Origin of the sequence: Acetobacter sp. AN02 (assembly GCF_029759835.1) — a bacterium.
GTDB lineage: Bacteria > Pseudomonadota > Alphaproteobacteria > Acetobacterales > Acetobacteraceae > Acetobacter.
Window position 1 is genome coordinate 42,735 of record NZ_JAJJND010000002.1, and the last position, 26,322, is coordinate 69,056.

At 60.7% G+C, this 26,322-nt stretch carries 25 protein-coding genes; 12 read left to right on the forward strand and 13 right to left on the reverse strand.

Annotated elements, in window-relative coordinates:
• Nucleotides 1-141 precede the first annotated feature (141 nt).
• The 9 genes from eno to tkt all read right to left on the reverse strand — a co-directional run bounded on the left by eno (nt 142) and on the right by tkt (nt 12,510).
• A complete protein-coding gene (gene eno, locus LOC54_RS00575; RefSeq protein ID WP_279311869.1) occupies nt 142-1,419 on the reverse strand; it encodes a phosphopyruvate hydratase in 1,278 nt (425 codons plus the stop codon).
• Between the two features lie 144 nt (nt 1,420-1,563).
• Nucleotides 1,564-3,540, reverse strand: coding sequence for a class I SAM-dependent methyltransferase (locus LOC54_RS00580; RefSeq protein ID WP_279311870.1), 1,977 nt, complete (start codon nt 3,538-3,540; stop codon nt 1,564-1,566).
• 7 nt (nt 3,541-3,547) lie between these two features.
• Entirely contained in the window at nt 3,548-4,081 is a 534-nt protein-coding gene (locus LOC54_RS00585; protein ID WP_279311872.1) for a gluconokinase, read from the reverse strand.
• The gene (rpiA, locus tag LOC54_RS00590) at nt 4,078-4,785 is read right to left on the reverse strand and encodes a ribose 5-phosphate isomerase A (RefSeq protein WP_279311873.1); all 708 of its coding nucleotides are present in this window, start codon (nt 4,783-4,785) and stop codon (nt 4,078-4,080) included. The genes LOC54_RS00585 and rpiA overlap by 4 nt, the downstream gene beginning before the upstream one ends.
• Nucleotides 4,782-5,525 (reverse strand): 6-phosphogluconolactonase, encoded by a 744-nt coding sequence (pgl, locus tag LOC54_RS00595; protein ID WP_279311874.1) that lies wholly within the window; start codon nt 5,523-5,525, stop codon nt 4,782-4,784. The genes rpiA and pgl overlap by 4 nt, the downstream gene beginning before the upstream one ends.
• 18 nt (nt 5,526-5,543) lie before the next feature.
• The gene (locus LOC54_RS00600) at nt 5,544-6,407 is read right to left on the reverse strand and encodes an HAD family hydrolase (RefSeq protein WP_279311875.1); all 864 of its coding nucleotides are present in this window, start codon (nt 6,405-6,407) and stop codon (nt 5,544-5,546) included.
• A gap of 14 nt (nt 6,408-6,421) precedes the next feature.
• On the reverse strand, nt 6,422-7,417 hold the full coding sequence (gnd, locus tag LOC54_RS00605; RefSeq protein ID WP_279311876.1) for a phosphogluconate dehydrogenase (NAD(+)-dependent, decarboxylating): 996 nt from the start codon (nt 7,415-7,417) through the stop codon (nt 6,422-6,424).
• Nucleotides 7,418-7,434: 17 nt separating this feature from the next.
• Entirely contained in the window at nt 7,435-10,290 is a 2,856-nt protein-coding gene (locus LOC54_RS00610; protein WP_279311877.1) for a bifunctional transaldolase/phosoglucose isomerase, read from the reverse strand.
• 114 nt (nt 10,291-10,404) lie between these two features.
• Complete coding sequence (gene tkt, locus LOC54_RS00615; RefSeq protein ID WP_279311878.1) at nt 10,405-12,510, reverse strand: transketolase; 2,106 nt, start codon at nt 12,508-12,510, stop codon at nt 10,405-10,407.
• 327 nt (nt 12,511-12,837) lie between these two features.
• On the opposite strand from tkt, the gene LOC54_RS00620 reads away from it, so the two are divergent.
• From LOC54_RS00620 to LOC54_RS00630, 3 genes are all read left to right on the forward strand, one after another.
• Nucleotides 12,838-13,371: an ankyrin repeat domain-containing protein gene (locus LOC54_RS00620; protein WP_279311879.1), complete on the forward strand. Its 534-nt coding sequence runs from the start codon at nt 12,838-12,840 to the stop codon at nt 13,369-13,371.
• Between the two features lie 25 nt (nt 13,372-13,396).
• Nucleotides 13,397-14,461 carry a histidinol-phosphate transaminase gene (gene hisC / locus LOC54_RS00625; protein ID WP_279311880.1) on the forward strand — a complete coding sequence of 355 codons (1,065 nt, stop codon included), beginning with the start codon at nt 13,397-13,399 and terminating at the stop codon, nt 14,459-14,461.
• Nucleotides 14,462-14,623: 162 nt separating this feature from the next.
• Nucleotides 14,624-14,917: a hypothetical protein gene (locus LOC54_RS00630; protein ID WP_279311881.1), complete on the forward strand. Its 294-nt coding sequence runs from the start codon at nt 14,624-14,626 to the stop codon at nt 14,915-14,917.
• 37 nt (nt 14,918-14,954) lie between these two features.
• Here LOC54_RS00630 and LOC54_RS00635 read toward each other — a convergent pair whose 3' ends face one another.
• Nucleotides 14,955-15,962 (reverse strand): UDP-phosphate alpha-N-acetylglucosaminephosphotransferase, encoded by a 1,008-nt coding sequence (locus LOC54_RS00635; protein ID WP_279311882.1) that lies wholly within the window; start codon nt 15,960-15,962, stop codon nt 14,955-14,957.
• 102 nt (nt 15,963-16,064) lie between these two features.
• Here LOC54_RS00635 and LOC54_RS00640 point away from each other — a divergent pair, with 102 nt between their 5' ends.
• The 8 genes from LOC54_RS00640 (at nt 16,065) to LOC54_RS00675 (ending at nt 23,890) form a co-directional block, all read left to right on the forward strand.
• On the forward strand, nt 16,065-18,089 hold the full coding sequence (locus tag LOC54_RS00640; RefSeq protein WP_279311883.1) for a nucleoside-diphosphate sugar epimerase/dehydratase: 2,025 nt from the start codon (nt 16,065-16,067) through the stop codon (nt 18,087-18,089).
• On the forward strand, nt 18,086-19,228 hold the full coding sequence (locus LOC54_RS00645; protein ID WP_279311884.1) for a DegT/DnrJ/EryC1/StrS family aminotransferase: 1,143 nt from the start codon (nt 18,086-18,088) through the stop codon (nt 19,226-19,228). The genes LOC54_RS00640 and LOC54_RS00645 overlap by 4 nt, the downstream gene beginning before the upstream one ends.
• Before the next feature lie 13 nt (nt 19,229-19,241).
• Nucleotides 19,242-19,712, forward strand: coding sequence for a hypothetical protein (locus LOC54_RS00650; RefSeq protein WP_279311885.1), 471 nt, complete (start codon nt 19,242-19,244; stop codon nt 19,710-19,712).
• The gene (locus LOC54_RS00655) at nt 19,709-20,338 is read left to right on the forward strand and encodes an HAD family phosphatase (protein ID WP_279311886.1); all 630 of its coding nucleotides are present in this window, start codon (nt 19,709-19,711) and stop codon (nt 20,336-20,338) included. Before LOC54_RS00650 ends, LOC54_RS00655 begins: the two co-directional genes overlap by 4 nt.
• Nucleotides 20,339-20,500: 162 nt before the next feature.
• Nucleotides 20,501-21,250 carry an electron transfer flavoprotein subunit beta/FixA family protein gene (locus LOC54_RS00660; protein WP_279311887.1) on the forward strand — a complete coding sequence of 250 codons (750 nt, stop codon included), beginning with the start codon at nt 20,501-20,503 and terminating at the stop codon, nt 21,248-21,250.
• Nucleotides 21,251-21,252: 2 nt separating this feature from the next.
• Nucleotides 21,253-22,176 carry an FAD-binding protein gene (locus LOC54_RS00665; protein ID WP_279311888.1) on the forward strand — a complete coding sequence of 308 codons (924 nt, stop codon included), beginning with the start codon at nt 21,253-21,255 and terminating at the stop codon, nt 22,174-22,176.
• A gap of 70 nt (nt 22,177-22,246) precedes the next feature.
• Nucleotides 22,247-23,374: an AI-2E family transporter gene (locus tag LOC54_RS00670; RefSeq protein ID WP_279311889.1), complete on the forward strand. Its 1,128-nt coding sequence runs from the start codon at nt 22,247-22,249 to the stop codon at nt 23,372-23,374.
• A gap of 84 nt (nt 23,375-23,458) precedes the next feature.
• Nucleotides 23,459-23,890 carry a hypothetical protein gene (locus LOC54_RS00675; RefSeq protein WP_279311890.1) on the forward strand — a complete coding sequence of 144 codons (432 nt, stop codon included), beginning with the start codon at nt 23,459-23,461 and terminating at the stop codon, nt 23,888-23,890.
• A 4-nt stretch (nt 23,891-23,894) separates the two neighbouring features.
• Here LOC54_RS00675 and LOC54_RS00680 read toward each other — a convergent pair whose 3' ends face one another.
• Genes LOC54_RS00680 through LOC54_RS12310 form a run of 3 tightly spaced genes read right to left on the reverse strand, consistent with a single transcriptional unit; the run spans nt 23,895 to nt 26,190 of the window.
• Nucleotides 23,895-24,542, reverse strand: a complete 648-nt coding sequence (locus tag LOC54_RS00680) for a tetratricopeptide repeat protein (protein WP_279311891.1) — start codon at nt 24,540-24,542, stop codon at nt 23,895-23,897.
• Entirely contained in the window at nt 24,523-25,962 is a 1,440-nt protein-coding gene (locus LOC54_RS00685; protein ID WP_347709374.1) for a TonB-dependent receptor domain-containing protein, read from the reverse strand. Before LOC54_RS00685 ends, LOC54_RS00680 begins: the two co-directional genes overlap by 20 nt.
• Nucleotides 25,963-26,190: a transposase gene (locus tag LOC54_RS12310; protein WP_408740265.1), complete on the reverse strand. Its 228-nt coding sequence runs from the start codon at nt 26,188-26,190 to the stop codon at nt 25,963-25,965.
• Here LOC54_RS12310 and LOC54_RS00690 point away from each other — a divergent pair.
• On the forward strand, nt 26,086-26,313 hold the full coding sequence (locus LOC54_RS00690) for a hypothetical protein (protein WP_279311893.1): 228 nt from the start codon (nt 26,086-26,088) through the stop codon (nt 26,311-26,313). The two genes, LOC54_RS12310 and LOC54_RS00690, sit on opposite strands and share 105 nt — an antisense overlap.
• Nucleotides 26,314-26,322 lie beyond the last annotated feature (9 nt).

Sequence of the window (26,322 nt, forward strand, 5' to 3'; positions counted from 1 at the left end):
GTTCGCCTGTTTGCCTGATTCACCCTATCAGCCGAAAACTGACAAAGTTATGTCAGGATCTGACCTACACTAGGCTTTCCTAAAAAAAGTAACCTGTTGCCCGAAAGCAACAGGTTGCTCTGTGTCCGGAGAAGAGGACTCTCAGTGTTTGAGAATGGTCCGCCCGGCATACTGACCTGCCGTTGCGAGCTCCTGCTCGATCCGGATGAGCTGGTTGTATTTGGCCATACGGTCTGAACGGGACAGGGAGCCGGTCTTGATCTGGCCGCAGTTGGTTGCCACGGCGAGATCTGCGATCGTGGAATCTTCCGTCTCACCCGAGCGGTGGCTCATTACGCAGGTGTAGCCCGCACGATGTGCGATCTGCATGGCGGACAGGGTTTCCGTCAGCGTGCCGATCTGATTGACTTTCACGAGCAGCGAGTTAGCCACACCGGCCTCGACGCCGCGTGTCAGACGCTCCGGGTTCGTCACGAACAGATCATCTCCCACGAGCTGAATCCTGTTGCCCAGAGTCTGCGTCAGGAGCGACCAGGCTTCCCAGTCATCCTCGGCAACGCCGTCCTCGATGGAGACGATCGGATACCGGTCGCACAGATCTTTCAGCCATGCGACGACGCCACCCGCATCAAGCGTTCTGCCCTCACCTTCCAGAACGTATTTGCCGTTCTTGTAATATTCGGTGGCTGCGCAATCGAGGGCGAAAGTCACGTCCTCACCCGGGCGGTAGCCTGCGGCTTCCACAGCGCGCGTGATGTAGCTCAGAGCCTCATCCGCGGATTTCAGGTTCGGCGCGAAGCCGCCTTCATCGCCCACATTCGTGCCATGACCGGCTTCGGAGAGGGATTTCTTGAGCTGCTGGAAGATTTCCGAGCCCCAGCGGATGGCGTCCGATATGGTCGGCGCGCCGACTGGCTGGATCATGAATTCCTGAATATCGATCGGGTTGTCTGCGTGCTCTCCGCCATTGATGATATTCATCATCGGCACCGGCAGGACATGCGCGAACGGGCCGCCGATATAGCGGTAAAGCGGCAGTTCCAGCTCTGCTGCGGAAGCTTTTGCGACGGCAAGCGAGACGCCGAGGATTGCGTTGGCACCGAGGCGGCCCTTGTTGGGCGTGCCGTCGAGTTCGATCATCGCATTGTCGATATCGATCTGATCCTGGGAGTCCGCGCCCTGGAGGGTCGGAAAGATTTCGGTCTCGACCATCTCGCAGGCCTTGAGAACGCCCTTTCCGCCGAAGCGGGACTTGTCTCCGTCGCGCAGTTCCACGGCTTCGTGGGCGCCGGTGGAGGCTCCGGAAGGAACGGCGGCGCGGCCGGTGGCACCGGAAGCGAGTTCGACCTCAACCTCAACGGTAGGATTACCGCGACTGTCGAGAATTTCCCGTGCGATGATATCAACAATAGCGCTCATTGAAACTGCCTTTGCTTCTGACGTCGAGGTGCAGCTGGTCCGAAAGAGCGTTCCTCCGGCTGCGGCACTCTAGTCCATTGCCTGTTAGGACGGAACGCCGCAGAGGCAAAAAAGTGGCCCGGTCCCTGCGTGTAATTTACGTGATCAGCGCGGCCTTGCCCGCCGGATGATCCGTTTCAGTATCTCAGCCGCACGCGGGCAGCGCCGTGCGATCCGGCGCAGGCCGGAGCCGGCACGCCAGATCGTGCTGTCCCTGATGATCCGGTTCTCCTGCTCAAGATGGTCGGCCCGCTGACGCTGGGCATCCGAATCGGATAGAGCCGCGCTGAGGGCCTGGTCCCGTTCCTGAACCAGCCTCTGCATTTCAACGATACGGAGTTCCAGCTGTGTTCTTGCCTCGATCGACGCTCCGTCCGAAAGCGGCTCGTACCAGCGCAGGGGAAAATCATTGAAGCGGACACGCTCGGCCGTATTCAGGGGATAGGGGCCATCATTCACCATGACCTGAAATGCGGCTTCCTGCTCCGAATACCGGTCGAGATCGGCCTGCGTGAGTTTCAGGTCAAAACGCTCCAGCAGGCGCAGGATGATACGGTCGGGTGTCGACAGTGTCCGGTCTGCGGGCGGTGCCGGAAGGGTAATTTTGCGGATCGACTCCCTGAGGCCGCGGACGATGATGAACATCGCCTCCACGGGCGCCTCTGCCTGCCATTCAAGATCGAAGAACAGGGGGGTGGAGCCGTCCTGCGGGACGATCAGGTTGAATGGTGTCGCATCAACCAGATCGCCGGTGACCTTCATGTCCGCTGTCAGGTGATCCGCATCTGCCCGGTTCAGCCAGGCGCGCAGCCAGATATCCGCCCATTCTTCCAGGGTATCGAGGGTCCAGCCTTCGCGAGAGAGGATATCGAGCAGCCGGAACCACCAGCATGGCTGCGCGTGATACACCTCCCTGCCCGCTTCGCAGGTCCAGGCGAACGGACTGTCGGATCGGGTGGCAGATGAGGCGGAGGCCGGTGCGAGCGGATGACGTTCCACCAGGATGTCATCTTCCTGCGTAAGGAAGCGGGTTTCCTTCACATAAGGCTGCGCGCGGCCGGTGGCATAATGCCAGGCCAGAACGGAAGGGTCTGCGATATCTGCCGGGAGGGCACTGCCGGAGGCGAGCATGAGGAAGGAGTTTGTCACGTCCTGCAGCAGGCCGTTCCGCGCCATGACCGGCCAGGCTTTCTGAGGCGAGAAGGACGGACGACGCTCACACTCTCCGGTCTCGGCAATCAGATGTCCGGCCAGAAATCCGCTCTGCCCTGCTGCCCGCGGGGGCAGGACAAGGGCAGGCAGTTTGTAGTCCGGAAAGGGCATCCAGGGTTCAGTGATCCCTAACCCGGCCTGTGTAAGTGCCTGTGTCAGCTCCGCGCGTCCGAAAGTGACGGCGGTACGCGCGGTATAGAGATCATTGATGCCGAACCACGGAATACCGAGGTGGTCTTCCTTTTCTCCAGCCAGATATTTCAGGCCGGTCTGGTTCTCTATCGCGAGAAACAGCACGCCGTCCGGTTTAAGAAAGCGGCGGAGATACGCGAGAAAAGCTGCAACGGGATCGGCCTCTTGCGCCCCGAACAGCCTTGCATATTCCAGAACGCCGACCAGGACCACCGCATCGAACTTCTGAATCGGCTCAAGCTGCAGAAGATCTCCCGCGATGACATCCATCTGCGGGAATTCCTCTGTCCGCGCCCGCGCGATGGCAGCCCGGCGTGAGCTGCTCTCAACGGAAACGACCTTTCCGCCCTGCCCGGCCGTGATCTCGCCCAGAAACCGGCTGATCGCGCCGCATCCTGCGCCGGGTTCAAGAATGGTGCGGGTGGCAAGAAAACCGGCAAACGGGCGGAGCAGGTTCGCCCGGGAAGGAGACAGGTGATAGAGGGATGGCCAGTCCGTGACGGCGCCACGCAGTTCGGACGAGAACAGCGAGCGGTCTTTCGCATTGCGGACCGCCGTGAGCAGGCGTGTTTCGGTTTCGTCCCCGTCACTGTAGTGATGCGCGGGCGGAGCGGCTGTGCCGCAATGCAGAACTCCGTTTTCATCCGGCGTGAAAGCGCCGCTGAAAAACTCCGTCACCGGCATGTCAGCCCTGCCTGCCGGCCGAAAGCTTCGCGAGAACGGCCTGAACGATCTGCTCTGTCGGCATCTCTCCGTCGATGACGAGAGCATGTTCGTCCTGTGCGGGGATTTCGAGCGTATCGAGCTGGCTTCTGAGCAGTCCCACGCCCATATAGTGGCCGGAGCGATGGATCAGCCTGTCGCGCAGGCGCTCTTCCGGAACATTAAGATACAGAAAAAGCGGTGTGAAGCCGGGGGATTTGAGGCGCTCGCGATAAACCCGCTTCAGTGCCGAGCAGGACAGGATCGCCCCGTGTCCCTGTGCGTGCATGGCGGCCAGCCAGTCCCGGCATTTATCCAGCCAAGGCCAGCGGTCCTCATCCGTGAGCGGGATGCCCGCGCTCATCTTTTCCACATTCGCGGCGGGATGAAGCCCGTCTCCCTCCTGGAAAGACCATCCGAGGGCCTTCTGAAGCGCTTCTGCCAGGGTGGATTTTCCGCTTCCGGAGACGCCCATCACGACCAGCGCACCCGCCGGTTTATGTACTGATGTGCTCATCTTTCGCGATGAAGACGGAACACTCCGTCTTTTCCCGCGATGATGGCCTCTGCCGCATAGCCGATAAACAGACCGCTTTCGATCACGCCGACAATATCTCCGATGTGGTGCTCCAGTCCTGCCGGATCCGCGATCTGACCGAACCGGCAGTCCAGGATCAGATTGCCGCCATCCGTCACGAAAAGCTGTCCGTCGCGAGTGCGCCTCGCCTCGACCTCGGCTCCGAGCTTTTCGAGCCTGCGTGCGGTGTTTTCCCATCCGAACGGGACGACTTCGACCGGAACGGGTGTGTGATCCCCGAGGTGATCGACCACCTTGCGGTCATCGGCGACGATGACCATACGCTCCGATGCGGCGGCAACGATCTTCTCCCGCAGCAATGCACCGCCAAGCCCCTTGATCAGAAAGAGCGAGCCGCGCTCCACCTCATCCGCGCCGTCGATGGTCAGATCGATATGCTGATGGGTCGCAAAGCCCGCAAGCTCGATCCTCTGCTGCCTCGCGAGTGTTTCCGTTGCTTCTGATGTCGGTATGCCGACAAAGCGGAGACCTTCCTCCCTCATCCGGCGGCCCAGCTCCTCCACGACGAGAGCGGCCGTGCTGCCGGTTCCGAGCCCGACGACCATCCCCGGGCCGACCAGCGCAGAGGCCGCGACGGCCGACTGCCGCTTGAGGTCCAGAAACCGGGCTTCTTCTTCGTTCATGTCCTGCTTTCCCCGGCGGCCGCACTGTCGGCCAGAAACGTGATCCGGCCTTCGGAGACGATGTGGCTGGCCGGCTCGGCAGGATCGCCTGCCCTCACCCGCTCCAGAACCTGCTGTTTCCCCTGGCCGGTCACCAGAAACCAGACCTCCCGGCTTGAGGCAATAGCGGGATATGTCAGCGTCAGGCGTGTGTGAGGCGCGTCGTCCGGAACGCAGGTGGCCACCCAGCGCTCACGTTCGTGCAGGACCGGCTGCCTCGGGAAAAGAGAGGCCGTATGCCCGTTCTCTCCCAGCCCGAGCAGCACGATATCGAACAGCGGCCTGCCCGGATCGAGTGTATCGGCCTCGTAATACTCTTTAAGATTACGCTCATAGGCGCGTGCGGCATCCTCCGCATCGCCTGAATCCGGCATCGGGTGGATATTTGCGGCCGGAATGTCGATTTTGCTGAACAGAAGTCTGTCCGCCATGCCTGCGTTACTGTCCGGATCGTCATGCGGGACGAAGCGGTCGTCACCATAGAAAAAATGCACACGCTCCCAGGGAAATCTATCCGCGTAGTCTTTCCCGGCCATCAGCCCGTAGAATTTTTTCGGCGTGGAGCCGCCTGAAAGCGCAACCGAGAGCGGGCCTTTTGCCGCAAGGGCACGTTCCATAAGACGGTCGGCCACGTCGCGCGCGACCGCGTCCGCGTCCTTCAGAACCGTAAATTCTGCATCCTGCACGCCATGTTCCGGCATTTCCGTTTTCCTTCTGTATCAGCCGTCTGCTTTTACGCGCGGAAGAATGTAGTCCGTAACGGCCCGCGCCCAGCCGTCCTGATCATTGGGAGCTGTCCGGAAATGCGCGTGCGATGCCACTTCTCCGGAGGCCTGTCCCATGGCGATGGCCACCCCGGCCACGTCCATCATCGGCACGTCGTTCGGCATATCCCCGAGGCACGCCACCTGATCAGGCGTGATTCCGAACAGGCGGGCCAGTTCTTTCAGCGCATGGCCCTTGCTGGCACCTTCCGGCGTGATGTCCAGATAATAGGGAGAGGAGCGTGCGACATGGGCCTGCCCGGAAAGCAGCGCGCCGATCTCGGTTTCTATGCGTTCCAGAAGCGGATAATCCGACCCTGATCCGGTGATTTTTCCGATCCTGTCGATCCAGGGATCAACGGAGCTGATGACCTTCGGCCGGATGCCTGTCCCGCGTGACTCCTTTGGGACATAGGCCGAGGTCTCGTCATGAACGAGCCACTCGCTGTCCGTGTAGAACCACTGATCGACGCCATGAACCGCCAGCATGTCCACTGCCATGCGCACGACATCCTCAGGCAACGTGAGAGAGGACAGAACCTTTCCGCGGCCATCGGAAATCACCGCGCCGTTCAGGCTGCCGAAGGGAAGGTCTTTCCCCGTGACCTCAAGAAAGGAGGACATCCCGGCCGGCGGACGGCTGCTGACCAGGCAGACCGGAACACCGGCTTCCGCCAGAGTCCGGATGGCCTGCCGGGTTGAGGCCGCGATGTCCTTGTCCGGATCGAGCAGCGTCCCGTCCACATCGGAGACCACGAGCCTCACACGGTCAGAAGGTGCACGAAGGGCATCGTGCCGGGCCTGCTCGTCGGTTTTCATGTCAGTCTTTCGCCTTATTTCTTTTCGAGATGACCGCCGAAACCGAAGCGCATCGCGGAGAGAACCTTTTCCGCATAGGTGTTGTCGGTGCGCGAGCGGAAGCGTGTGAACAGCGCTGCCGTCATGACCGGAACCGGCACGTCTTCCTCAATCGCGGCCTCGATCGTCCAGCGGCCCTCTCCGGAATCGCTGACCTTACCTGAGAATTTCGCCAGATCACCGTCCGAGGCCATGGCCTGTGCCGTAAGGTCCAGCAGCCAGGAGGAAACGACGCTGCCGCGACGCCAGACTTCCGCGATGTCGGCCATGTTCAGGGAAAAGCGCTGATCTTCCGGCAGAAGCGGGGAGTCCTTGCTTTTCATGACATCAAAGCCTTCCGCGAAGGCCTGCATCATGCCGTATTCGATGCCGTTATGGACCATTTTCACGAAATGGCCCGAACCGGCGGGTCCGCAATAGAGATATCCCTGCTCGGCACGCGGATCGAGGTCCGAGCTGTCGCGTCCCGGCGTGACGGGGATATCTCCCTTGCCCGGTGCAAGCGCGGAGAGGATCGGGTCGATATGCTCGGCCGCATCCTTCGTTCCGCCGAACATCATACAATAGCCGCGATCCAGACCCCAGACGCCGCCTGAGGTACCGACATCGATATAGTGAATACCGCGCTCGCTGAGTTCCGCTGCTCGGCGGATATCATCCTTGTAATAGGTATTGCCGCCATCGATGAGGATATCATCCTTGCCAAGGAGCTTTCCGAACTCCTGCACGGCGACTTCCGTGATTTCACCTGCCGGAAGCATCAGCCAGACGATCCTGCGTCCGCCGGAAAGTTTCGAGACCACGTCCTCATAACCCGAAGCGGCGACGGCCTTGCCTTTCTCCGCAGCTCCGACGGTTTTTGACGTTGCTTCTTCCGAGCGGTCATAGACAACGACATCATGTCCGTGACGGCTCAGCCGGACGGCAATATTGCCGCCCATCCGTCCGAGCCCGACGATACCAATCTGCATCTTTCTGTCCTCCACTTTCACAGAACGGACCGGATTGCCGCAGACAGGGTCTGCAATCCGGCTTTCAGGTCACCTGTAATATGTACTCGCAGCGCACGGCGGCCGCGTTCTGCCAGAACGTCAAAATCCCCGCGTGCCTGTGCGGCTTTCACGACGCCAAAGCTGAAACGCTCGCCCGGGACCTCGAGGTCTTTCGCATCCTCAGCTGTGATCTGCAGGAACACGCCGCTGTCCGGCCCGCCCTTATAGGCCTGCCCGGTCGAGTGCAGGAACCGCGGACCGAACTCTGCGGCGCTCGCCACCTTCTTCGCGTCGCGGATTGCAAGGCGCGTGTGCTGGATCCACTCGCATGTGGCGTGATCGCGCTCGATATAGGCCAGCAGGGCAACGTAGTCACCCGCCTTCACCCGGGAGAAATGCGCACCCAGGATATCCTTTGCCGTTTTTCCGGCAAGTGCCCCGGCATTTTTCGGATCGGCAAAGAAGCTGAGCGCACCGTCGGTTGCAAACGGCTTTTCCTCGGGCAGGCTGCCGGTTTCGTTATACGCCGTGGTCAGTTTTTTCGTTCCGACCTTGCTGGCCTCCACATCCGGCTGATCGAAGGGATTGATCCCGAGGAACGCACCGGCGACCGCCGTTGCGATCTCCCAGCGGAAGAATTCCTGGGCGATCTGCCGGGGTGCATGCAGCGTGATCGTGACGACCGGCTGCCCGGCCTCGATCAGCGTTTTTACGGCCTCATCCTGCTCGTGCATGTGCTCTGTCGCGAGACGGATATAGACGAACAGGCGATCCTTGCCGTAATGCGCCGGTCCGGCCAGCGTCTCGTCATCAATGGGGATCAGACCCTTGCCGGATTTTCCGGTGGACTCGGCAATCAGCTGCTCGGCCCATGCGCCGAAATCCTTCACCTTCGGCGTGGCGATGATCGTGATCTTGTCACGGCCGAATTTCGTTGCGGCAACACCGAATACGGTGCCCAGCAGCACGCCGGGATTGATGGCCGGCGGCACGCTGGCATCACACGCCTTCACGCCGCGCAGCGCATCCTCGAGGAAAGCTTTTACGGGCACGCCGGAAGCAGCCGCCGGGACGAGGCCGAAATCGGACAGGACGGAGTAGCGGCCGCCGATTTCCTTCTCTCCGTAGAAGATTTTCCAGAAGCCGTCCTGTTTCGCCCGCTTCTCCATATTCGATCCCGGATCCGTGACCGCGACGAAATGGGAACCGACCTTGTCTCCGACAGCTTTTTTCGCGAGATCGAAGAAATAGGACAGGAGGATGTTGGGCTCCAGCGTTCCACCGGATTTGGACGAGACGATGAACAGCGTTTTCGCCGGATCGATTTTCTTCTCAAACGTGGCGATCTGCTGCGGGTCCGTGCTGTCGAGCACATAGAGATGGCCGTAGCCCTCATGCTTGCCGAACGTCATGGCCAGCACTTCCGGGCCGAGGCTTGAGCCGCCCATGCCAAGCAGGAGAATCTGGCTGAAGCCGCGCTTTTTCACCTCGGCCTGGAAGGCTTCCAGTTCGCTGACATGCGCGAGGCGATCGTCAACGATATCGAGCCATTTCAACCATTTCGCCTCGTCCGCGCCGGTCCAGACGGAGGCATCCTTTGCCCAGAGTTTGCGGATGGCACCGTCTTTTCGCCAGCTTTCCAGACCGTCCTTTACAGCGGCCGCGAGGTCGTCCGGCAGAGAAAGCTTCGTGCCGGTCAGCTTGTCTCCGAGAAACTTCTCCTGCTTTTCCGCAACGGAGCCGAGCAGCGTGTCGAAGGCATCGGCAAAGGAGGATACGCCTTCCTTGACGAGCACATCCGTAACACCGTCGAGATCGAGTTTCAGACGCTCTGCCTCAGCCAGGACGTGCTTTGCTTCCTCAACCCCCTGATCCAGAGACCGTTTCGGCGTGCCATGATCGCGGAAGGCGTCCAGCGTCGCGGGCGGGATGGTATTGACCGTCTCCGGGCCGATCAGTTCCTCAATGTAAAGGACGTCGCTGTAGGCCTTGTCCTTAACGCCCGTCGAAGCCCAGAGCAGACGCTGGGGCTGCGCGCCTTCTGCCTTGAGTTTTTCCCATCGGGCGCTTTTCATCACGTCCAGCCAGTACTGATAGGCCATTCTGGCGTTGGCGATCGCGACCTTACCGCGCAGAGCCTTGAGTTTTTCGGATTCCGGATCGCCCGCCTTCACGCGGCGGTCAATTTCGGCATCAATCTTGGCGTCGATGCGGCTGACAAAGAACGAGGCTACGGACGCAATGCCGGAGATTTTCTTTCCGGCGGCCAGGCGATCTTCCAGACCGGACAGCCAGCACTCCACAACATCCTTGTAGGACTGCTGGGAAAACAGCAGCGTGACATTGATATTGACGGCATCTGCAATTTTTTTACGGATCGCCGGGACGCCTTCAGCCGTTCCCGGAATCTTGATCATCAGATTGGGTTCGTTCACCTCGTTCCACAGGCGACCGGCTTCCTCAATCGTGCCTTCGGTATCACGCGCGAGATAGGGGGACACCTCAAGGCTGACATACCCGTCCAGCCCTCCGGTCTCTTTGAAGACGGGGCGGAGAAGTTTCGCGACGGCGCGGATATCGTCAATTGCGAGCAGTTCATAAAGACGTCCGGGAGAGACGATCTCCCTGCCGAGAATCTCGCGGATCTGCGTGTCATATTCCGTGCCTTCGCCCATGGCTTTCTGGAATATGGCCGGGTTGGAGGTCACGCCCTTCACGCCGTCCTCGGTGATCAGCTTTTCCATCTCGCCGCCCTCGGTATAGGCGCGACGGACGAAATCCAGCCACGGGGACTGACCGAAATCAGACAGACGCGCCAGAGGGTTGGCACCCTGAGCGGATTTGGCTGTCATTTTCGTATCTCCTCTGTTGTGTCCGTTATTTTTGCTGTTATCGATTTTTTCTTGATGGCGGCTGCCGGCAAGAAACCGGCAGCCCGATGTCAGTTGGGATTTTATATCGTGCGATCAGAGCGCGATCTGGCGTTTTGCCGCGGCGATGACGGCTTCTGTCGTGAAGCGGAATTTTTTCATCAGGGCACCCGCAGGGGCCGACGCGCCGAAACCGTCCATTCCGACGATCTCGCCCGTCAGACCGACATAGCGGTGCCAGCCGAACGAGGAGCCTGCCTCGACCGCCACGCGGGCCGTCACTTTCGGCGGCAGAACCTCATTGCGGTAGCTTTCCGGCTGCGCGTTGAACAGTTCCTGGCTCGGCATCGAGACGATACGTGCAGCAACGCCCTCGGCCACCAGTTTTTCATAGGCCTCGACAGTGATGCCAAGCTCGCTGCCCGTGGCGATCAGAATGACGGACGGCGTCTTTCCGCTGTCTGCCAGGACATAAGCCCCTTTCGCGACACCGCTGGCCGGTGCGTATTTCGTGCGATCCAGCGTCGGAAGGTTCTGACGGCTGAGAGCCAGCACCGAGGGCTTGTCCTTTGTGCTGATCAGCACGCGCCAGGCTTCTGCAACCTCGTTCGCATCACCCGGGCGGAAGGTCACGACATTCGGGGTGGCGCGAAGCTGGGCCAGCTGCTCGATCGGCTGATGCGTCGGGCCGTCCTCTCCCACGCCGATGGAATCATGCGTGAAGATGAAAAGAGACGGCAGGTTCATCAGCGCCGCGAGACGGATCGGCGGCTTCATATAGTCGGAGAAAATCAGGAAGCCTGCGCCATAGCCCCGGATTCCCGAAAGCGTGATGCCGTTGACGATGGCGCCCATCGCATGTTCGCGCACGCCGTAATGCAGGTTGCGGCCTGAATAGGCCCCGCCCCAGGCTTCCGGCTGGAAGGACTCCGCGCCTTTGATGAGGGTTTTGGTCGAAGGCGCAAGATCCGCGGAACCGCCGATCAGCCAGGGCAGCTTCTTCGCAACGGCATTGAGCACCTCTCCGGAGCTCTGGCGGGACGCCACGCCCTTGGCATCTGCCGGGTAGACCGGAATTTCAGAATCCCATCCCTGGGGAAGCTCGTGCGAGAGGATCAGGCTGATTTCCTTTGCCTGATCAGGATATTCCTTGCCGTAGGCCGCGAATTTCTCTTTCCACTCGCTGCTTTTCCTTGCGCCGCGCGCGCCCAGGCCCTGCTGCACGTGATCAAGCACGCCGTCAGGCACGAAGAACTGCTCGTTTTCCGGCCAGCCATAGACCTTCTTGGCCCCGCGGATTTCCTCATCACCCAGCGGCTCACCATGTGCGGATGCGGTGCCTGCCTTGCCGGGCGCGCCGTAGCCGATCACGGATTTTACGATGATCAGGCTCGGACGATCGGTTTCCTTTTTTGCTTTTTCAGCAAGACTGAGGAATCCGGCCGTATCGTTCGCATCCTCAAGCTCGGAAACATGCCAGCCATAGGCCCGGAACCGCTCCGCCACGTTTTCCGTCAGGGCGATATCGGTGGAGCCTTCAATGGAAATCCGGTTGCTGTCATAAATCCAGGTCAGATTGCCCAGTCTGAGATGACCGGCGGTTGATGCAGCCTCGCTGACCACGCCTTCCATCATGTCGCCATCGCCGCAGATCGACCAGACGTGATAATCAAACAGGGAGAAACCGGGGCGGTCATAGCGAGCGGAAAGCCATTTTCCGGCAATCGCCATACCGACGGAGTTCGCGCAGCCCTGACCGAGCGGACCCGTGGTGGTCTCCACGCCGCTCGTGTGCCCGTATTCGGGATGCCCGGGGGTTTTCGAGTCGAGCTGGCGAAAGTTTTTCAGATCCTCAAGCGTCAGGGACGGCTTGCCCGTGACCTTTCCGTGCGTGACCTCTTTCACGCCTGAAATATAGATCAGGGAGTAGATCAGCATCGACACGTGGCCGACGGACAGAACGAAGCGGTCACGGCCCGGCCACAGCGGATCGGCCGGATCATAATCCAGAACATCCTGCCACAGCGTATAGGCAACGGGAGCCAGCGCCATGGCCGTTCCCGGGTGACCTGAGTTTGCTTTCTGGACCGCATCCATCGAGAGCGTGCGGATCGTATTGATGGCAAGACGGTCCATATCCGCATTTCCGGAGGAACTGCCGGTTTCCGGCGCTCGGCAGACAGAATTAAGACTGAAAGGCATGGAGAACCTCCGGATTTGCTATCGGCTTATTATGGCGGGAGAGGGACATCCCCTCGCCCGGGCCGGTTCGGGCGCAGTCTATGCACCGCTTGTCATCATCGGCAAGAGACCAGCTGCAAAGCTTTGTCATTGAGCAGGCCCTGTCGGAACCAGAGAGCGCCTGACCTGCCGGAGTTGCCTTGATCACAGGTATGTGAATCTCCGCAGATCCCCGGTATCCGGCCGGTCCGCCGTTTTTCCGTCATCCGGCTTGTTTACCGAGACATTCCCCCCACGTTCCTGCTAGTGTTGCACCGAAGGCAAGAACAATCAGGGGAGCGGTCGTTTATGAACACCAGCAGCACTGCCAGCGCGAGTCGGCAGGATAACACCCCTTCCTTCAGCCCCGAGCAGATCAGGGATCTTTTCCTTGATGCCGCGCGCGACGGGGATACGGATCTGGTTACCGGATTTATCTCTGCGGGCATCGATCTGAACATTCCCGGCCCGGGCAAAGGGCATACGGCCCTGATCCTTTCGTCCTATAACGGCCATGCGGATGCGGCGCGCGCCCTGCTTGCAGCCGGGGCGGACCCGGACAGACGTGATGTCAAAGGTGCTACGGCGCTGGCCGGCGTGTCCTTCAAGGGACAGACCGAGATTGCGCGGATGCTTCTGGAGGCGGGAGCCGACGTCAACGCAACCGATCTCCTCGGCCGGACGCCGCTGATGTTTGCCGCGATGTTCGGACGGACGGATATGGTGCGTCTGCTGCTTGATGCCCGTGCCGATATCTCGCTCAAGGATGGCGAAGGGCATACGGCTGCCGATATTGCCAGCCGGCACGGACGCTCCGATGCAGCGGCTCTTCTTGCCTCCTGATTCTGTGTAACTCTGCGGAAAGACCATGAATTCTCTCTGGAGCCCGCTCGTCGGGCAGCTCACCCCCTATGTGCCCGGTGAGCAGCCGAAAATTTCTGACCTCATCAAACTGAACACGAATGAGCTGCCCTACGGTCCCTCCCCGCGCGCCATCGAGGCCATCCGGGATGCCGCCGGGGAGCTGCAGCTCTATCCCGATCCTGACGCCGTGGCGCTGCGTGATGCGATTGCCACACGCTATGGCCTGACGCGGAACGAGGTTTTCACCGGAAACGGGTCTGACGAGGTTCTGGCTCATGCCTTCAGGGCTTTTTTCGATCACGGTGATCCGGTTCTCTTTCCGGACGTGACCTACAGCTTCTATCCGGTCTACTGCCAGCTGTTCGGTCTGCCCTTCACCCGGATTCCCGTCGGTGATGATCTGCAGGTCCGTGTGGAGGATTTTTCCGGTCCCTGCAGCGGTGTCGTGCTTGCAAGTCCCAATGCGCCGACGGGGCAGATATTTTCCCTGGACGAAATCCGTCAGCTTCTGCGGGCAGTTCCTGATCGCGTCGTGCTGATTGATGAGGCTTACGTGGATTTCGGCGCGGAATCCTCTGCCGCTCTCATCAGGGAGTTCAGAAATCTGCTTGTCGTGCAGACCTTCTCCAAATCCCGGGGACTGGCCGGACTGCGCGTGGGTTTCGCAATGGGGCATGAGTCGCTGACAGAGGCTCTGGTCCGCGTGAAGGACAGTTTCAATTCCTATCCGCTTGACCGGCTGGCTCTGGCCGGAGCCACAGCGGCGATGGAGGACGAGGAATGGTTCCGGCAGACAACCGCCAGAGTGATCGCGACGCGGGAGCGGCTTTCGGGACTGCTTGAGGAACTGGGCTTCCGGGTCTTGCCCTCGGGCGCGAATTTTGTGTACGTTTCTCATGGTGATCGCGACGCTGCCGCTCTGGCAGCTCAACTGAGGGAAAGGGCTGTTATCGTGCGCCATCTGAAAGGCCCGCGAACCTCTGCTTGGCTCAGAATCACCATCGGAACCGACGAGCAGTGTGAAAAACTTGTCGTGGCGCTGAGAGATATTCTGAAGCGCAATGACTGAGTGATCATCCGGCCGTCTCCGGAGCGGTGCCTATCTCGCGTGGCCGGCAGGACCACGGAGTTAATAAACCCGCGAAGGCTTTCGTTTTAAACGAATGATTCATCTTTCTGCCCCAGCTTAGGGGTATGGTTCTCATCTCCTGCCTGAACAGGTTGTAATTCTATGCGCTCTATTCATGGTCAGCTTTCGGACAATCAGCCGATCCGCCGGTCCCTTGCTGAAAAGCAGAAACAGCTCCGCGATCTGAAGGAAACTCTGGCAACGATGAAATCCCACACCTCTCCCGCGCTCCGGGACAGTGTGAAAAAGCGGATTACGCAGTTGCAGGCAGAACTTTCCGCCGCGCCCGTTCTCAAGACGGGCCCGAAAGACAAGCCGCGCGAGGCCAGCCCGGGCACCAGCCAGGACCGGCCCCGCCGTCAGGGCAGCCGTATCCGCGCCCTGACAACATTCTGAGACATACGGGCGGCTTTCCTTACTGAGGGAGCCGCCCTTACCATCTTCCGACCCGGGTTCTGCCCGCTATCCGCGCAGCGCAGAACGTCCAGATAATCTGCGGCACCAGAAGCAGCGCGATCAGTTTCATGGCTTCAGCGGCAGAATAGCCCGGCGCCACGATATATGTGCATATCGCGCCCCACAGCACGAACCCCCAGTGAATAAGGGTGATGACCACCGGTGACATCCCCGCGCGATGGGCGATCTGATACAGATGCCCCCGATGCGCCTGCATGAGGCGGTCCCCGGCTCTGGCCCGGCGGACGAGTGTGAAGAGCACGTCATAGAGCAGCCCTGAAAGCAGCGCCGGGACCAGTATTGCCGTCGGAAAATATCCCGGCCCTGGCGGCACGACAGCCAGTGCAGCGAAAAAAAGCCCGATACCCTGGCTGCCCGCATCTCCGAGAAAAATCCGTGCATATGGAAAATTGAAAGGAAGAAAACCGGCCAGCGCGGCTGCGAGCACGACTCCGGCACAGAAAGGGTCGGGCAGAATGGTCAGGTAGGCGACACAGAATCCTGCAAGGAACAGAGAACCGGAGATCAGTCCGTTCAGACCGTCCATGAAATTGATCGCGTTGGTTGCCAGCATCAGCCAGAGAAACGCCGCTGCCATCATGGCCGGAGACAGCCCGGATCCCGCCACGATGACCAGCGCCGCAATTGCCTGCGCCAGCAGCTTGGAGGCCGGGGGCCACTGATACACATCGTCGGCCCAGGAGAAGGCTGCCAGCCCCGCGCTTGCCAGCCATAGCGTGACGAAATCCGCACTCAGAACCGGCAGCCCGGCAACCATCCGCAGGGCAGGCAGGAACACGAGCAGCGCTGTCATCACGCCCACGCCGCCGCCTTTGGGGACCGGCCTGTCATGTGCGCTGCGTCCGGCCGGCACATCCATAATCCCGACGCGTGACATGATCCGGACCAGCACGGCGGACACGATGGCTGTCAGAGGACAGATCAGGACAGGCAGCGCGGAATGCAGCCAGGATTCAGAGTTCATGTCTTTCCTCCGGATGCTCCGCGGCTTTCCTGCCATATAACGGACGGCAGGCGTCGGAGCCGCCTTCTTTAAGGCGATGTGCCAGGCTATAGGATCAGGGTGATGACATCGCAACGCCCTGAGACCATGCCCCTGATGATACGGCTGCGGCCGTATAACCGGATCATGGTCAACACCCTGCTTGACGGCCTTGTCGCGGCACTGGCCGCTCCGGTCGCGCGCTGGCTTGCCGCGCCGCAGGATGGGCTGATGCATCCGCTGTGGTTTGTTGCGGGCGGCGCCATCACTCTGGTCGTCAGCGGCGTGCCATTCCGGATGCCCCAGCAGTACTGGCGCTTTTCCGGCGTGGCCGATCTGGTGCGCATCGCGGGCGCCTCCGTGGCCAGTTCAGTGCTTTTTACGGTGATGCTGCTCGTGACCGGGTTTCCCCTGCCCGGCCCGACCTTTCCGTTCATCTATTTTCTGCTGCTGGTCGTCTCTCTCGGCGGACTGCGGCTGGCCTATCGTCTGCTTTATGGCATCGGCACGCGGGCTGCAGTGCAGAAGCCGGTCGTTCTGGTCGGGGCCGATACGGTGGCCGATCTGTTTCTGCGGGCCATCAGCCGCAATCCGGCTTCCGGACTGAAAGTGACGGGGCTGATCGGCCAGGGGACCAATCAGCGCGGCCGTCGTATCCACAACGTGCCGATTCTCGGGCACGTCAACGATATCGCCGCGATTCTGGAAACGATGAAACTGTCCGGCACGCTTCCTGACAGCATCGTGCTCACCGAGCCTGATTTCCGGGGGGAAGGACTTCAGCGCGTGCTGGAGGCTGCGGAAACCTACTGCGTGGAAGTGCGCCGCGCGCCTGTTCTGACGGCTCTCACCCCGGTCGATGAGATTTCTCTGCGGCCGGTGGCGCTAGAAGATCTGCTGAACCGTCCGCAATGGCCGCTGGACCGGGCAGGAATGGGACGTCTGATCCGTGATCAGGTCGTTCTGGTGACCGGGGCCGGCGGGACGATCGGCTCCGAACTGGCCCGCCAGGTGGCCGGTTTCGGGCCGGAGCGGCTGATTCTGCTGGATCACGGTGAGTTCGCACTGTGGCAGATCGATCTGGAACTGGGCGAGAAAGCTCCCGGCATTGCGCGCGAGGTCGTGATTGCCGATATCCGGGACGCCGGCCGCGTCGATGAGATCATGGCCCGCTTCCGCCCGGCTCTGGTGTTCCACGCCGCCGCACTCAAGCACGTTCCTCTGGTGGAGGGAAATCCGTGCGAGGGTCTGCTGACCAATATTGCCGGAACACGGATCGTGGCCGATGCGGCGGCGCGTTGCAGCGTGCGGGCGATGCTGCTGATTTCCACGGACAAGGCCGTCAATCCTTCCAGCATCATGGGGGCCTCCAAACGCGTTGCGGAAATGTACTGCCAGGCGCTGGATGTGGAGGCTCTCGCATCCGGCGTCGCCGGGGCGATGCGCTGCGTAACCGTGCGGTTCGGCAACGTGCTGGGTTCCAACGGCTCCGTGGTGCCGCTGTTCCGCCATCAGCTTGCCCGGGGCGGTCCGCTTACGGTCACGCATCCGGAAATCCGGCGCTATTTCATGACCGTTCCGGAAGCGGTCGGGCTGGTGCTTCAGGCCATGGTGCGCGGCCTGAACGGCAGCACGACGGAGAGTACGGAGGACGAGCGCGGACAGAAAACTGACGAGGCGCTGCGCGAGGGCGGGATTTTCGTGCTCGATATGGGCAGGCCGGTCAGGATCGTGGATCTTGCCCGCCGGATCATCCGTCTTGCCGGTCTGAGGCCGGATGAGGATGTGGAAATCCGCTTCACCGGCCTGCGCCCCGGGGAGAAACTGTTCGAGGAACTGTTTCACGGCCGGGAAGCGCCCGTCCCGAGCGACGCAGCCGGACTGCTTGTCGCCACACCGCGTCTGGTCAGTCGCGAGGGTATCACCTCCGCTCTGGAAAGGATCACCGGCCTGGCTCATGACGGCAATGCGTCAGGGGCGCTTGCCGAACTGGCTCGTCTCGTGCCCGAATTCGCCCATAACCCGACCGGTCAGGATCACGGCCCTCTCCCGTCAGACGGGTCACCTGAACACGGCTTCTTAACAGACAGGGAACAGAAAGCCTCATGACCGCCGATACGGGACATACCGGGCCCATCGCCTTTCTTGATCTTGCCGCCCAGCAGCGCCGGATCGGGCCTGCCCTGCGGCAGCGGATCGATACGGTTCTGGAGCACTGCCGCTTTGTCATGGGACCTGAGGTTCAGGAGCTCGAAGACCGTCTGGCCGCCTTTGCCGGAGCAAAAGCCTGTGTGGGCGTGTCGTCAGGCACGGACGCTCTGCAGATCGTGATGATGGCGGAAAATATCGGTCCCGGAGACGCGGTGTTCCTCCCTGCCTTCACCTATACCGCAACGGCGGAAGTGCCTCTGGTGCTTGGCGCGACCCCTGTCTTCGTGGATGTCGATCCCCTCACCTTCCAGATCGATCCGCAGAGTCTGCGGCAGCGGATTGCTGACGTAAGGCGGGCCGGAACGCTCACGCCGCGGGCCGTGACGGGTGTTGACCTGTTCGGCCAGCCTGCACCCTGGGATGAACTACGGGCTATTGCGGAGGAGGAGAAGCTGTTTCTTCTGGATGACTGCGCGCAGTCATTCGGCGGTTCGTATCACGGCAGGAAGCTCGGACGGGAAGCCACGGCCACGACGCTTTCCTTTTTCCCCTCCAAGCCGCTTGGCGGCTATGGCGACGGCGGTGCGATCCTGACGGATGATGAGGAGCGGGCCGAACTTTACCGCTCCCTGCGGACACACGGGGAAGGCAAGACCCGCTATGAAGTTCTGCGGACCGGCATGAACGGCCGTCTCGATACGCTTCAGGCGGCTGTTCTTCTGGCCAAGCTGGACGGTTTTGAGGAAGAACTGGCGCGGCGTGAGGAGATTGCCCGGGCCTATGATGCAGGGCTGGCCGGTGCCGTCACGATCCCCGGGCGCGTTCCGGATTCCGCTTCGGCCTGGGCGGTATATGCCGTTCTTCTGAGGGATGAGGCGGAGCGCGGGACCGTTCAGGACCGTCTGAAGTCACACGGTGTTCCGTCTGCAATATATTATCCGATGCCGCTGCACCGCCAGCCTGCCTACCGTCCTCATCATGACGGGGCTGCCCTGCCGGTCTCTGAGGATCTTTCAACACGAATCATGGCTCTACCGATTCATCCCGAACTGACCGATACCGAGGTGGCCCGCGTGATCGCGGCCGTCCGGGGCTGAGGATTTTCCATACATGCGCAAGGAAACTATCTTCGTCATCGCTTTTGTCCTCTTCACCTCCGTCAGCGCGCTGGCGATCTGGAGTTTCGCCATCCCGAATTTCCGGCCTGTCACGTTTCCGGAGATCACGGCGGGATATATCGAGACCGGACCGATGCGTCACAAACGCGATCTGTCCGCTCAGGAAATCTCCATCGTGAATGACTGGATCAGTCAGCATAAGGAAAGCTGGGGACCGCTGACCCACACGCCGCCTTCCAGCGGTGATGCGCGCCTGTATCTGCACGGAAAGCTTGACGGGAAGGATGACGATATCGTCCTGACGCTGTGGACCGGCATCAGCGCCGCAGACTGGAACAACACGATTTTCGTGGAAAATCCTGACGGCACTCATGTCCATGTCAGATCCGTCAAGGACAAGGAGTTCACGCCATTACGCCGTCTGGCGGATGACGGTCATTATCAGCGGTCAGCCTTTCCTTGAGCCTGTCTGCCCCCGCTCCTGAAGCTCTCCTGTTCGATTGCGACGGTACACTTGTGGACAGTCTGCCGCTCTATCTGGATGCCTGGCTCGACTCACTGAAAACCCTGGCCGGACTGCATATTCCGCCCGGCTGGTTCGGGGATAAGGGCGGGCTGTCAGAACTGCGGCTGCTGGAAACCGTGGAAAGGGAGTTCGGCGTCTCTTTTGATCACGCGGCTTTTCTCGGCCATGCCCGCGAGGGTGTTCTGGCCCGGATGAAAAGCGTTGATGAGATGCTCAGCGTCACGCGGATTGTCCGCAGATTTGCAGGCAGACTTCCTGTCGCGGTGGTCTCCAACGGCCCCCGGGACGTCGTGACGGCCTCCCTGCAGGCGGTCGGGCTGCATGATCTCTTCCCCGTTATCGTGACGGTGGAGGATGTCCAGAAGCCCAAGCCCGCGCCAGACCCTTATCTTCTGGCAGCGCGGATGCTGGAGGTCGCTCCCGAGAACTGCATCGTGTTCGAGGACAGCAGCGAGGGACTTACGGCGGCCCGGGCTGCGGGAATGCGGGCAGTCAATGTGCGGATTCCGGACTGGGAAGCCACGCTGTGGAAAGATACTGCTCCGGCACTTGCGGGACTGTAGCAGAGGAATCAGGCTGTAATGAGGTCTTTTTCCCTGATTTTACCGCACACGGAAACCGGGCCGATTTACCCCACTCCCTGTTTGAGCTAGACCGGACAGCCATTCTCAGGCGCATTCCTTCGAGAAGGCGTACCCATCCATGAAGTGCAGACGGAAGAGCTCATGAAAATTCTCGTCCCCGTGAAGCGCGTGGTCGATTTCAACATCAAGGTGCGGGTGAAGTCCGACGGCACCGGTGCGGAGACCGCCGGGCTGAAAATGTCTATGAATCCGTTCGACGAGATCGCCGTCGAGGAAGCTGTCCGCCTTAAGGAAAAAGGGGTTGCGACTGAAGTGATCGCCGTCTCGATCGGCGAGCCCAAAGCGCAGGACACCCTTCGTACGGCCATGGCCATGGGCGCTGATCGCGGCATCCTGATCACGACGGAAACCAGCCCGGAACCGCTCGCCGTGGCCAAGCTGCTTCAGGTGATTGTCGGAAGGGAAAATCCGGATCTCATCATCCTCGGCAAGCAGGCGATTGATGATGATATGAATGCGACCGGCCAGATGCTTGCCGGTCTGCTGGGACGCCCCCAGGCCACATTCGCCAGCAAAATCGAGATTGCCGACGGCCGCGCCGAAGTCTCGCGCGAGATTGACGGCGGTGTCGAGACGATCTCCATCGCTCTTCCGGCCATCGTTACGGCGGATCTGCGCCTGAACGAGCCGCGCTATGCCTCCCTGCCGAACATCATGAAGGCAAAAAAGAAGCCGCTTGAGACGATCGACGCCGCCTCGCTGCCGGTGGATATCAAGCCCCGTCTGACGGTCGTGTCCGTTGTCGAGCCGTCGGAGCGCAAGCCCGGTGTGAAGGTGGCGTCTGTTGCCGAGCTGGTTGAGAAGCTGCGTAACGAAGCAAAGGTGATCTGATCATGGCCGTTCTTGTCATTCTGGAAAGTGAAGCCGGCCAGATCCGTCAGGCTTCCCGCAGTGCGGTTGCTGCAGCCTCGAAACATGGTGAGATCGATGTCCTGATCGCCGGAGACGAGGCCGCCGCACAGGCTGCGGCGAAACTCCCCGGCGTCCGCACGGTGCTGCACGCTCCCGGCAAGGAAATCTCAGAGGGACTGGCCGAGCCGCTTGCGTCCCTGATCGTCGCATCCGCAACAGCGTACGATCACATCGTCTCCGCATCGACGGCTGCGGGCAAGAATATCATGCCCCGCGTGGCCGCCCTGCTTGACGTACAGATCATCCCCGATGTGGTCGCGGTCGTGGATTCCGACACGTTCGTCCGCCCGATCTATGCCGGAAACGCCCTTGCAACGGTGTGCTCTTCCGATGCGAAAAAGGTGCTGACCATCCGTTCGACGGCGTTCGAGCCGGTTCCGGCAGAAGGCGGTTCCGCAGCCATCGTCCCGATGCCTGCCGCTCCTGCGTCCGATGCGTCCCGCATCGTTTCCGTGACTGTAGCGCAGTCCGAGCGTCCGGAACTCGATACGGCGCGTATTGTCGTCTCCGGCGGGCGCGGCCTGAAGGGCTCGGAAGCGTTCCATGACGTTCTTGAGCCTCTGGCCGACAGGCTGGGTGCCGCCGTCGGCGCATCCCGCGCCGCCGTGGATGAGGGATATGCCCCGAATGATCTGCAGGTCGGTCAGACCGGCAAGATCGTCGCCCCGGAACTGTACCTTGCCGTCGGCATCAGCGGTGCGATCCAGCATCTCGCCGGGATGAAGGACAGCAAGATCATCGTGGCAATCAACAAGGATGCCGAGGCACCGATCTTCCAGGTTGCCGATTACGGTCTGGTGGGAGACCTCTTCGAGGTGATCCCGCAGCTGACCGCCGCTCTCTGAGCAGTACGGTCCCGGCGGGGAACACTCCCCGCCGGGACCGGTACGGAACCTTCTCAGGAAAAGATCTCCTATGTCTGAAAAGACCGGGGATTCCCCCGTGCAGCCACCTGTTCCGCCGCTTCCGGGACGCAGCCAGAGTCTGGCGCGGGGAATACTGGCGCTTGTCTGCGTGACTGCCGCGGTTTTCACGATCAGGGATTTTCTTCCGGCCCTGGCCTGGGGCACCGTCTTCGCCGTTGCGACCGCTCCGGTTTATGAGAAGGCAAAAGCCCGGTGGCCTGGCGCTTCCGGCGGACTTCTGCTTCCTGTGGCCGCAACCGCGCTCCTGACCATGATCTTCCTCGTGCCGATGATCATGATCGCCATGGAAGCCGCACGCGAGGCCCACAGCGTTCTTGCCCTGACACAAACTGCCCGGGAGCAGGGGCTGCCGATGCCTGAGATCGTGCAGCGCCTTCCGTTCGGCCGCGCCACGATCATGACCTGGTGGCAGAACAATCTTGCGGATCCCAGGCGCGTGCATGAGGTTCTGACATCTCTCACGGATCGCGGTCTGGCGATGACGCGCACGCTCGGCTCCGAGCTGGTCCACCGGGGCATGCTGTTCTGCTTCTCGCTCCTTACGCTGTTCTTCCTGCTCAAGGACGGCGATACGGTGCGTTATCAGTGCCTGATTGCCTCCCGACGCGTTTTCGGCAAACGCGGGGAAGCTGTTGCACGCCAGATTGCCGCTTCGATTCGCGGCACCGTTGCCGGGCTGGTGCTGGTGGGTTTTGGTGACGGGCTTCTGATGGGCGTGGTCTATTTCGCCATGGACATCCCGCATCCGGCCCTTCTCGGGGTTATTACGGCCGTTGCGGCCATGCTGCCTTTTTTCGGCTATCTGGCCGTCGGCGTTGCCGCACTGATGGCCGCATCCTCCGGTGCCGTGGCCCACGGGATTACGGTTTTCGCAATCGGCGTTGTCGTGATTTTTATTGCCGAGCACTTCATCCGCCCGCCCCTGATCGGCGGCAGCACACAGCTTCCTTTCCTCTGGGTGCTGTTCGGTATTCTTGGCGGCGTGGAAACCTGGGGGCTGCTCGGTCTTTTTGTCGGCCCCGCAGCCATGGCCACGGTGCATCTGCTGTGGAAGAACTGGACGCGCGAGCGGCCCGCCGAGGACCCGGCTCCCCTCCCGCCGAAGACATGCGCCTGACTGCCATCAGATCTGCGAAAGCCTGAAGCCACTTTTTCCGATGCTCTGCGTTTTCCTTCCCGGATACAAGGGGAGCCGGCCGCAATGAGAAGCCGCAGAGTCATTCCTGCAAGCCTGCGGGACAGCCGGGTTCCCTCCGACACCTGGGCCGCGCCCTGGAAGGCACGCTGCCTGCGTCAGGCCACGCTGTTTCTTACCTCGGGTGCCCGCCTTATGGTCGATCTTGAGGTGAGGACACGTGTCTATCACGGAGACGTTTTCCTCCTCGACAGCGGGCAGATCGTGGCGGTTCAGGCGCGGCCTGAATATCTGCTGCGTATCAGGGATGCTTCGGAAGATACTGTTGCAGAACTGCGCGCAGGCAGGATTCCTTCCAGCCTGCGGGAGGACGGACTCTATGTTCCGGCGGACGACCTCTCCGCCTTTGCCATCCGGCGGGCCGGTATCCGGGCGGAAGAGGTTTTTGCCGTATTCGAGGCAGATATGGGGAACGAAGAGATCCGGGACGACCTCTGAATTTTCATGAGCACCGGGCGGACAGCGCCCTGAGAGCGGGGTGATCCGCCGCACCGGAGAGAAGGCTTCCTGCAGCCTCCCTCACCTCCTGATTACCGCTCTGCAGCGCATCGGAAATATGCCGGGCAGCCGGTCCGGCACGGCCTGCAGCCAGACAGAGCCGCCCGAGATTAAGACTGCCCCAGGGATCACCTCCTGCCGCAGCCCCTTCGAAAAACTGCCAGGCGGTATCATGATCCGGCTCTCCGGAAATGCCGTCTTCATGCAAAAGACCGAGCATGTTCAGAGCCTTGGCAACACCCTTCCTTGCAGCTTCAAGATACAGAAGGCAGGCCTGATGCCGGTTCCTGTCCACCCCCTGCCCCGTCAGAAAAAGATCCGCGAGGTTGAACATGGCCCATCCGTCTCCTCCCGATGCCGCAGCCGCAAAGCAGGCAGCCGCCTGAGAGGGATTGCGCCGCGTTCCCCATCCGCGCTCATAGGCACGTCCGAGCATATTGAGGGCAGACGGCAGGCCGCTTCTGGCAGCAGTCTCGAAATGACAGAAGGCCTGGACAGGATCTCCCCTGTCCAGAAACATCTGTCCAAGCAGAAGCTGGCTCTGAACCAGCTTTTCCTGCCCGTTGCCTGCCTCAGAACGTGACGCCGACATTTCCGAGGAAGGTACGACCGGCGGACGGCACGGTGCGGCCATTGAAAGATGAGCCGTAATTGACCCGGTCCGTGATATTATTGCCGTTGAACGACACCCGATAATGCCTGACCTCCCAGGACACCATGCCGTTGAGCGTGAAGTTATAGGGCATACGATAGGTCGGCACGAGGGAAGGCGCGGCCCAGTACCCGGAAGCATACTGGGCGCCGCCACCGACTTTCAGGCTGGCCCACCCCTGATTGAGCACCAGAGGGGACAGATCATAGCTCGACCAGACAGAGAAGTTATTGTGCGACACAATGGGAGCCTGGTTGCCATGTGCCGTGGCGCTGTGCGTCACCTTTCCGTCAAGATAGGAATATCCGCCGTATATATCCCAATTTTTCGTGATCTTACCCGTCAGGCTGAGTTCAACACCGCGGATACGACGCCCGGATCCTGAATCCCCGAAGCCCAGAGCAAGGTCTCCGTTGGCGTCATAATACTGAGAGTTGTTCTCGTTGATCTGGAAAAAAGCCAGTGTCGTGCCCAGACGTTTGTGAAGGAAGTCCCACTTCGTGCCGAATTCATAAAGATCGCTGCGCTGCGGACGGAGGGATTTGTCGTTGCTTGCCACATCCGCCGAACCGGCGTTGTTGGTGACTGCACTTGTGATGTCGGTCCCGACCGGTTTGTAGGAACGGGAGAAGGTGAAATAGAACGAACCGTTCTCCAGCGGGGCATAGACAATGCTTCCGGACGGGCTCCAGCGATCGGCCTGTGATGTCTGCCGGCCCGTCGTTACGGCTTCCGAGTTGTATGTCGTCTCAAAGGAATCCCAGCGCGCGGTTCCGAACAGAGTGATCTGTTTCGTCAGCCGGATACGATCTGAGAAGAACAGACCGACATCACGCGCCGTGGAGTTACGCAGACCGGAGCGGGGAAAACTCAGATTTACACCCGGGTAATAATACTGCGGACTGCGCATGGACTGGTTGTTCACGCGCCCGGTCCAGGAGCCGTAATACCGGTTATCGTCGACGTAATTGACATCAACACCGGCCTTGATGTCGTGAGAGATGGTCCAGGTCCTGAACTGTGCCCTGCCCATCAGGATGTTCTGCACGCCCCAGCCCTTCTGGTCATAGCCGACACCGCCACCCGCACCATACGGGAGCGCCGGATTTCCGCCCGAGAAGAACTGTGATGCGCAGCTGACCGTTGCCCCGGCCGCCACCGCATTGGAGCAGCTTGTCGGTGTGGTCGCAGCATATTGCCGTTCGTACCGGGTCAGGCGCGTGTCGTTGGAGACGGAGAACCAGCGATTGATCTGCGATCTGAATTCTGATGTCAGGGTATGAACGTTTGCCTTGTCCCGGTCAAAGCTCCGGACATATGAGGTGCTGCGTTTCAGGCCGTGACTAAGGTCTGTGGGGATTCATCGTGAATGGATAACGGCTGCGGTGAGATAGATCATCGCGCTGAAGCTTTGATCTGTCTTGTCTGAACGCATGGCGATGCGTTTGAATTCCTTGAGTTTACAAAAGAAGTTCTCGATCAGGTGACGCCACTTATACATTTCACGATCGATGATGAGCGGCTGTTTGCGCCTTGGATGCCGGGAAATAACAACCTTGGCGCCGCGTTCGTCGAGAGCGGCGATGATCGCATTGCTGTCGAACGCCTTGTCGGCAATGAAAGCCTCGAACGTCAGAGGTGGTCCCGTCTGATCGGACAGTTTTTGGGTTTGAATAAGCTATACCCGGTTGTTGTCATGCCGCCATTCTGACGGCGCTGC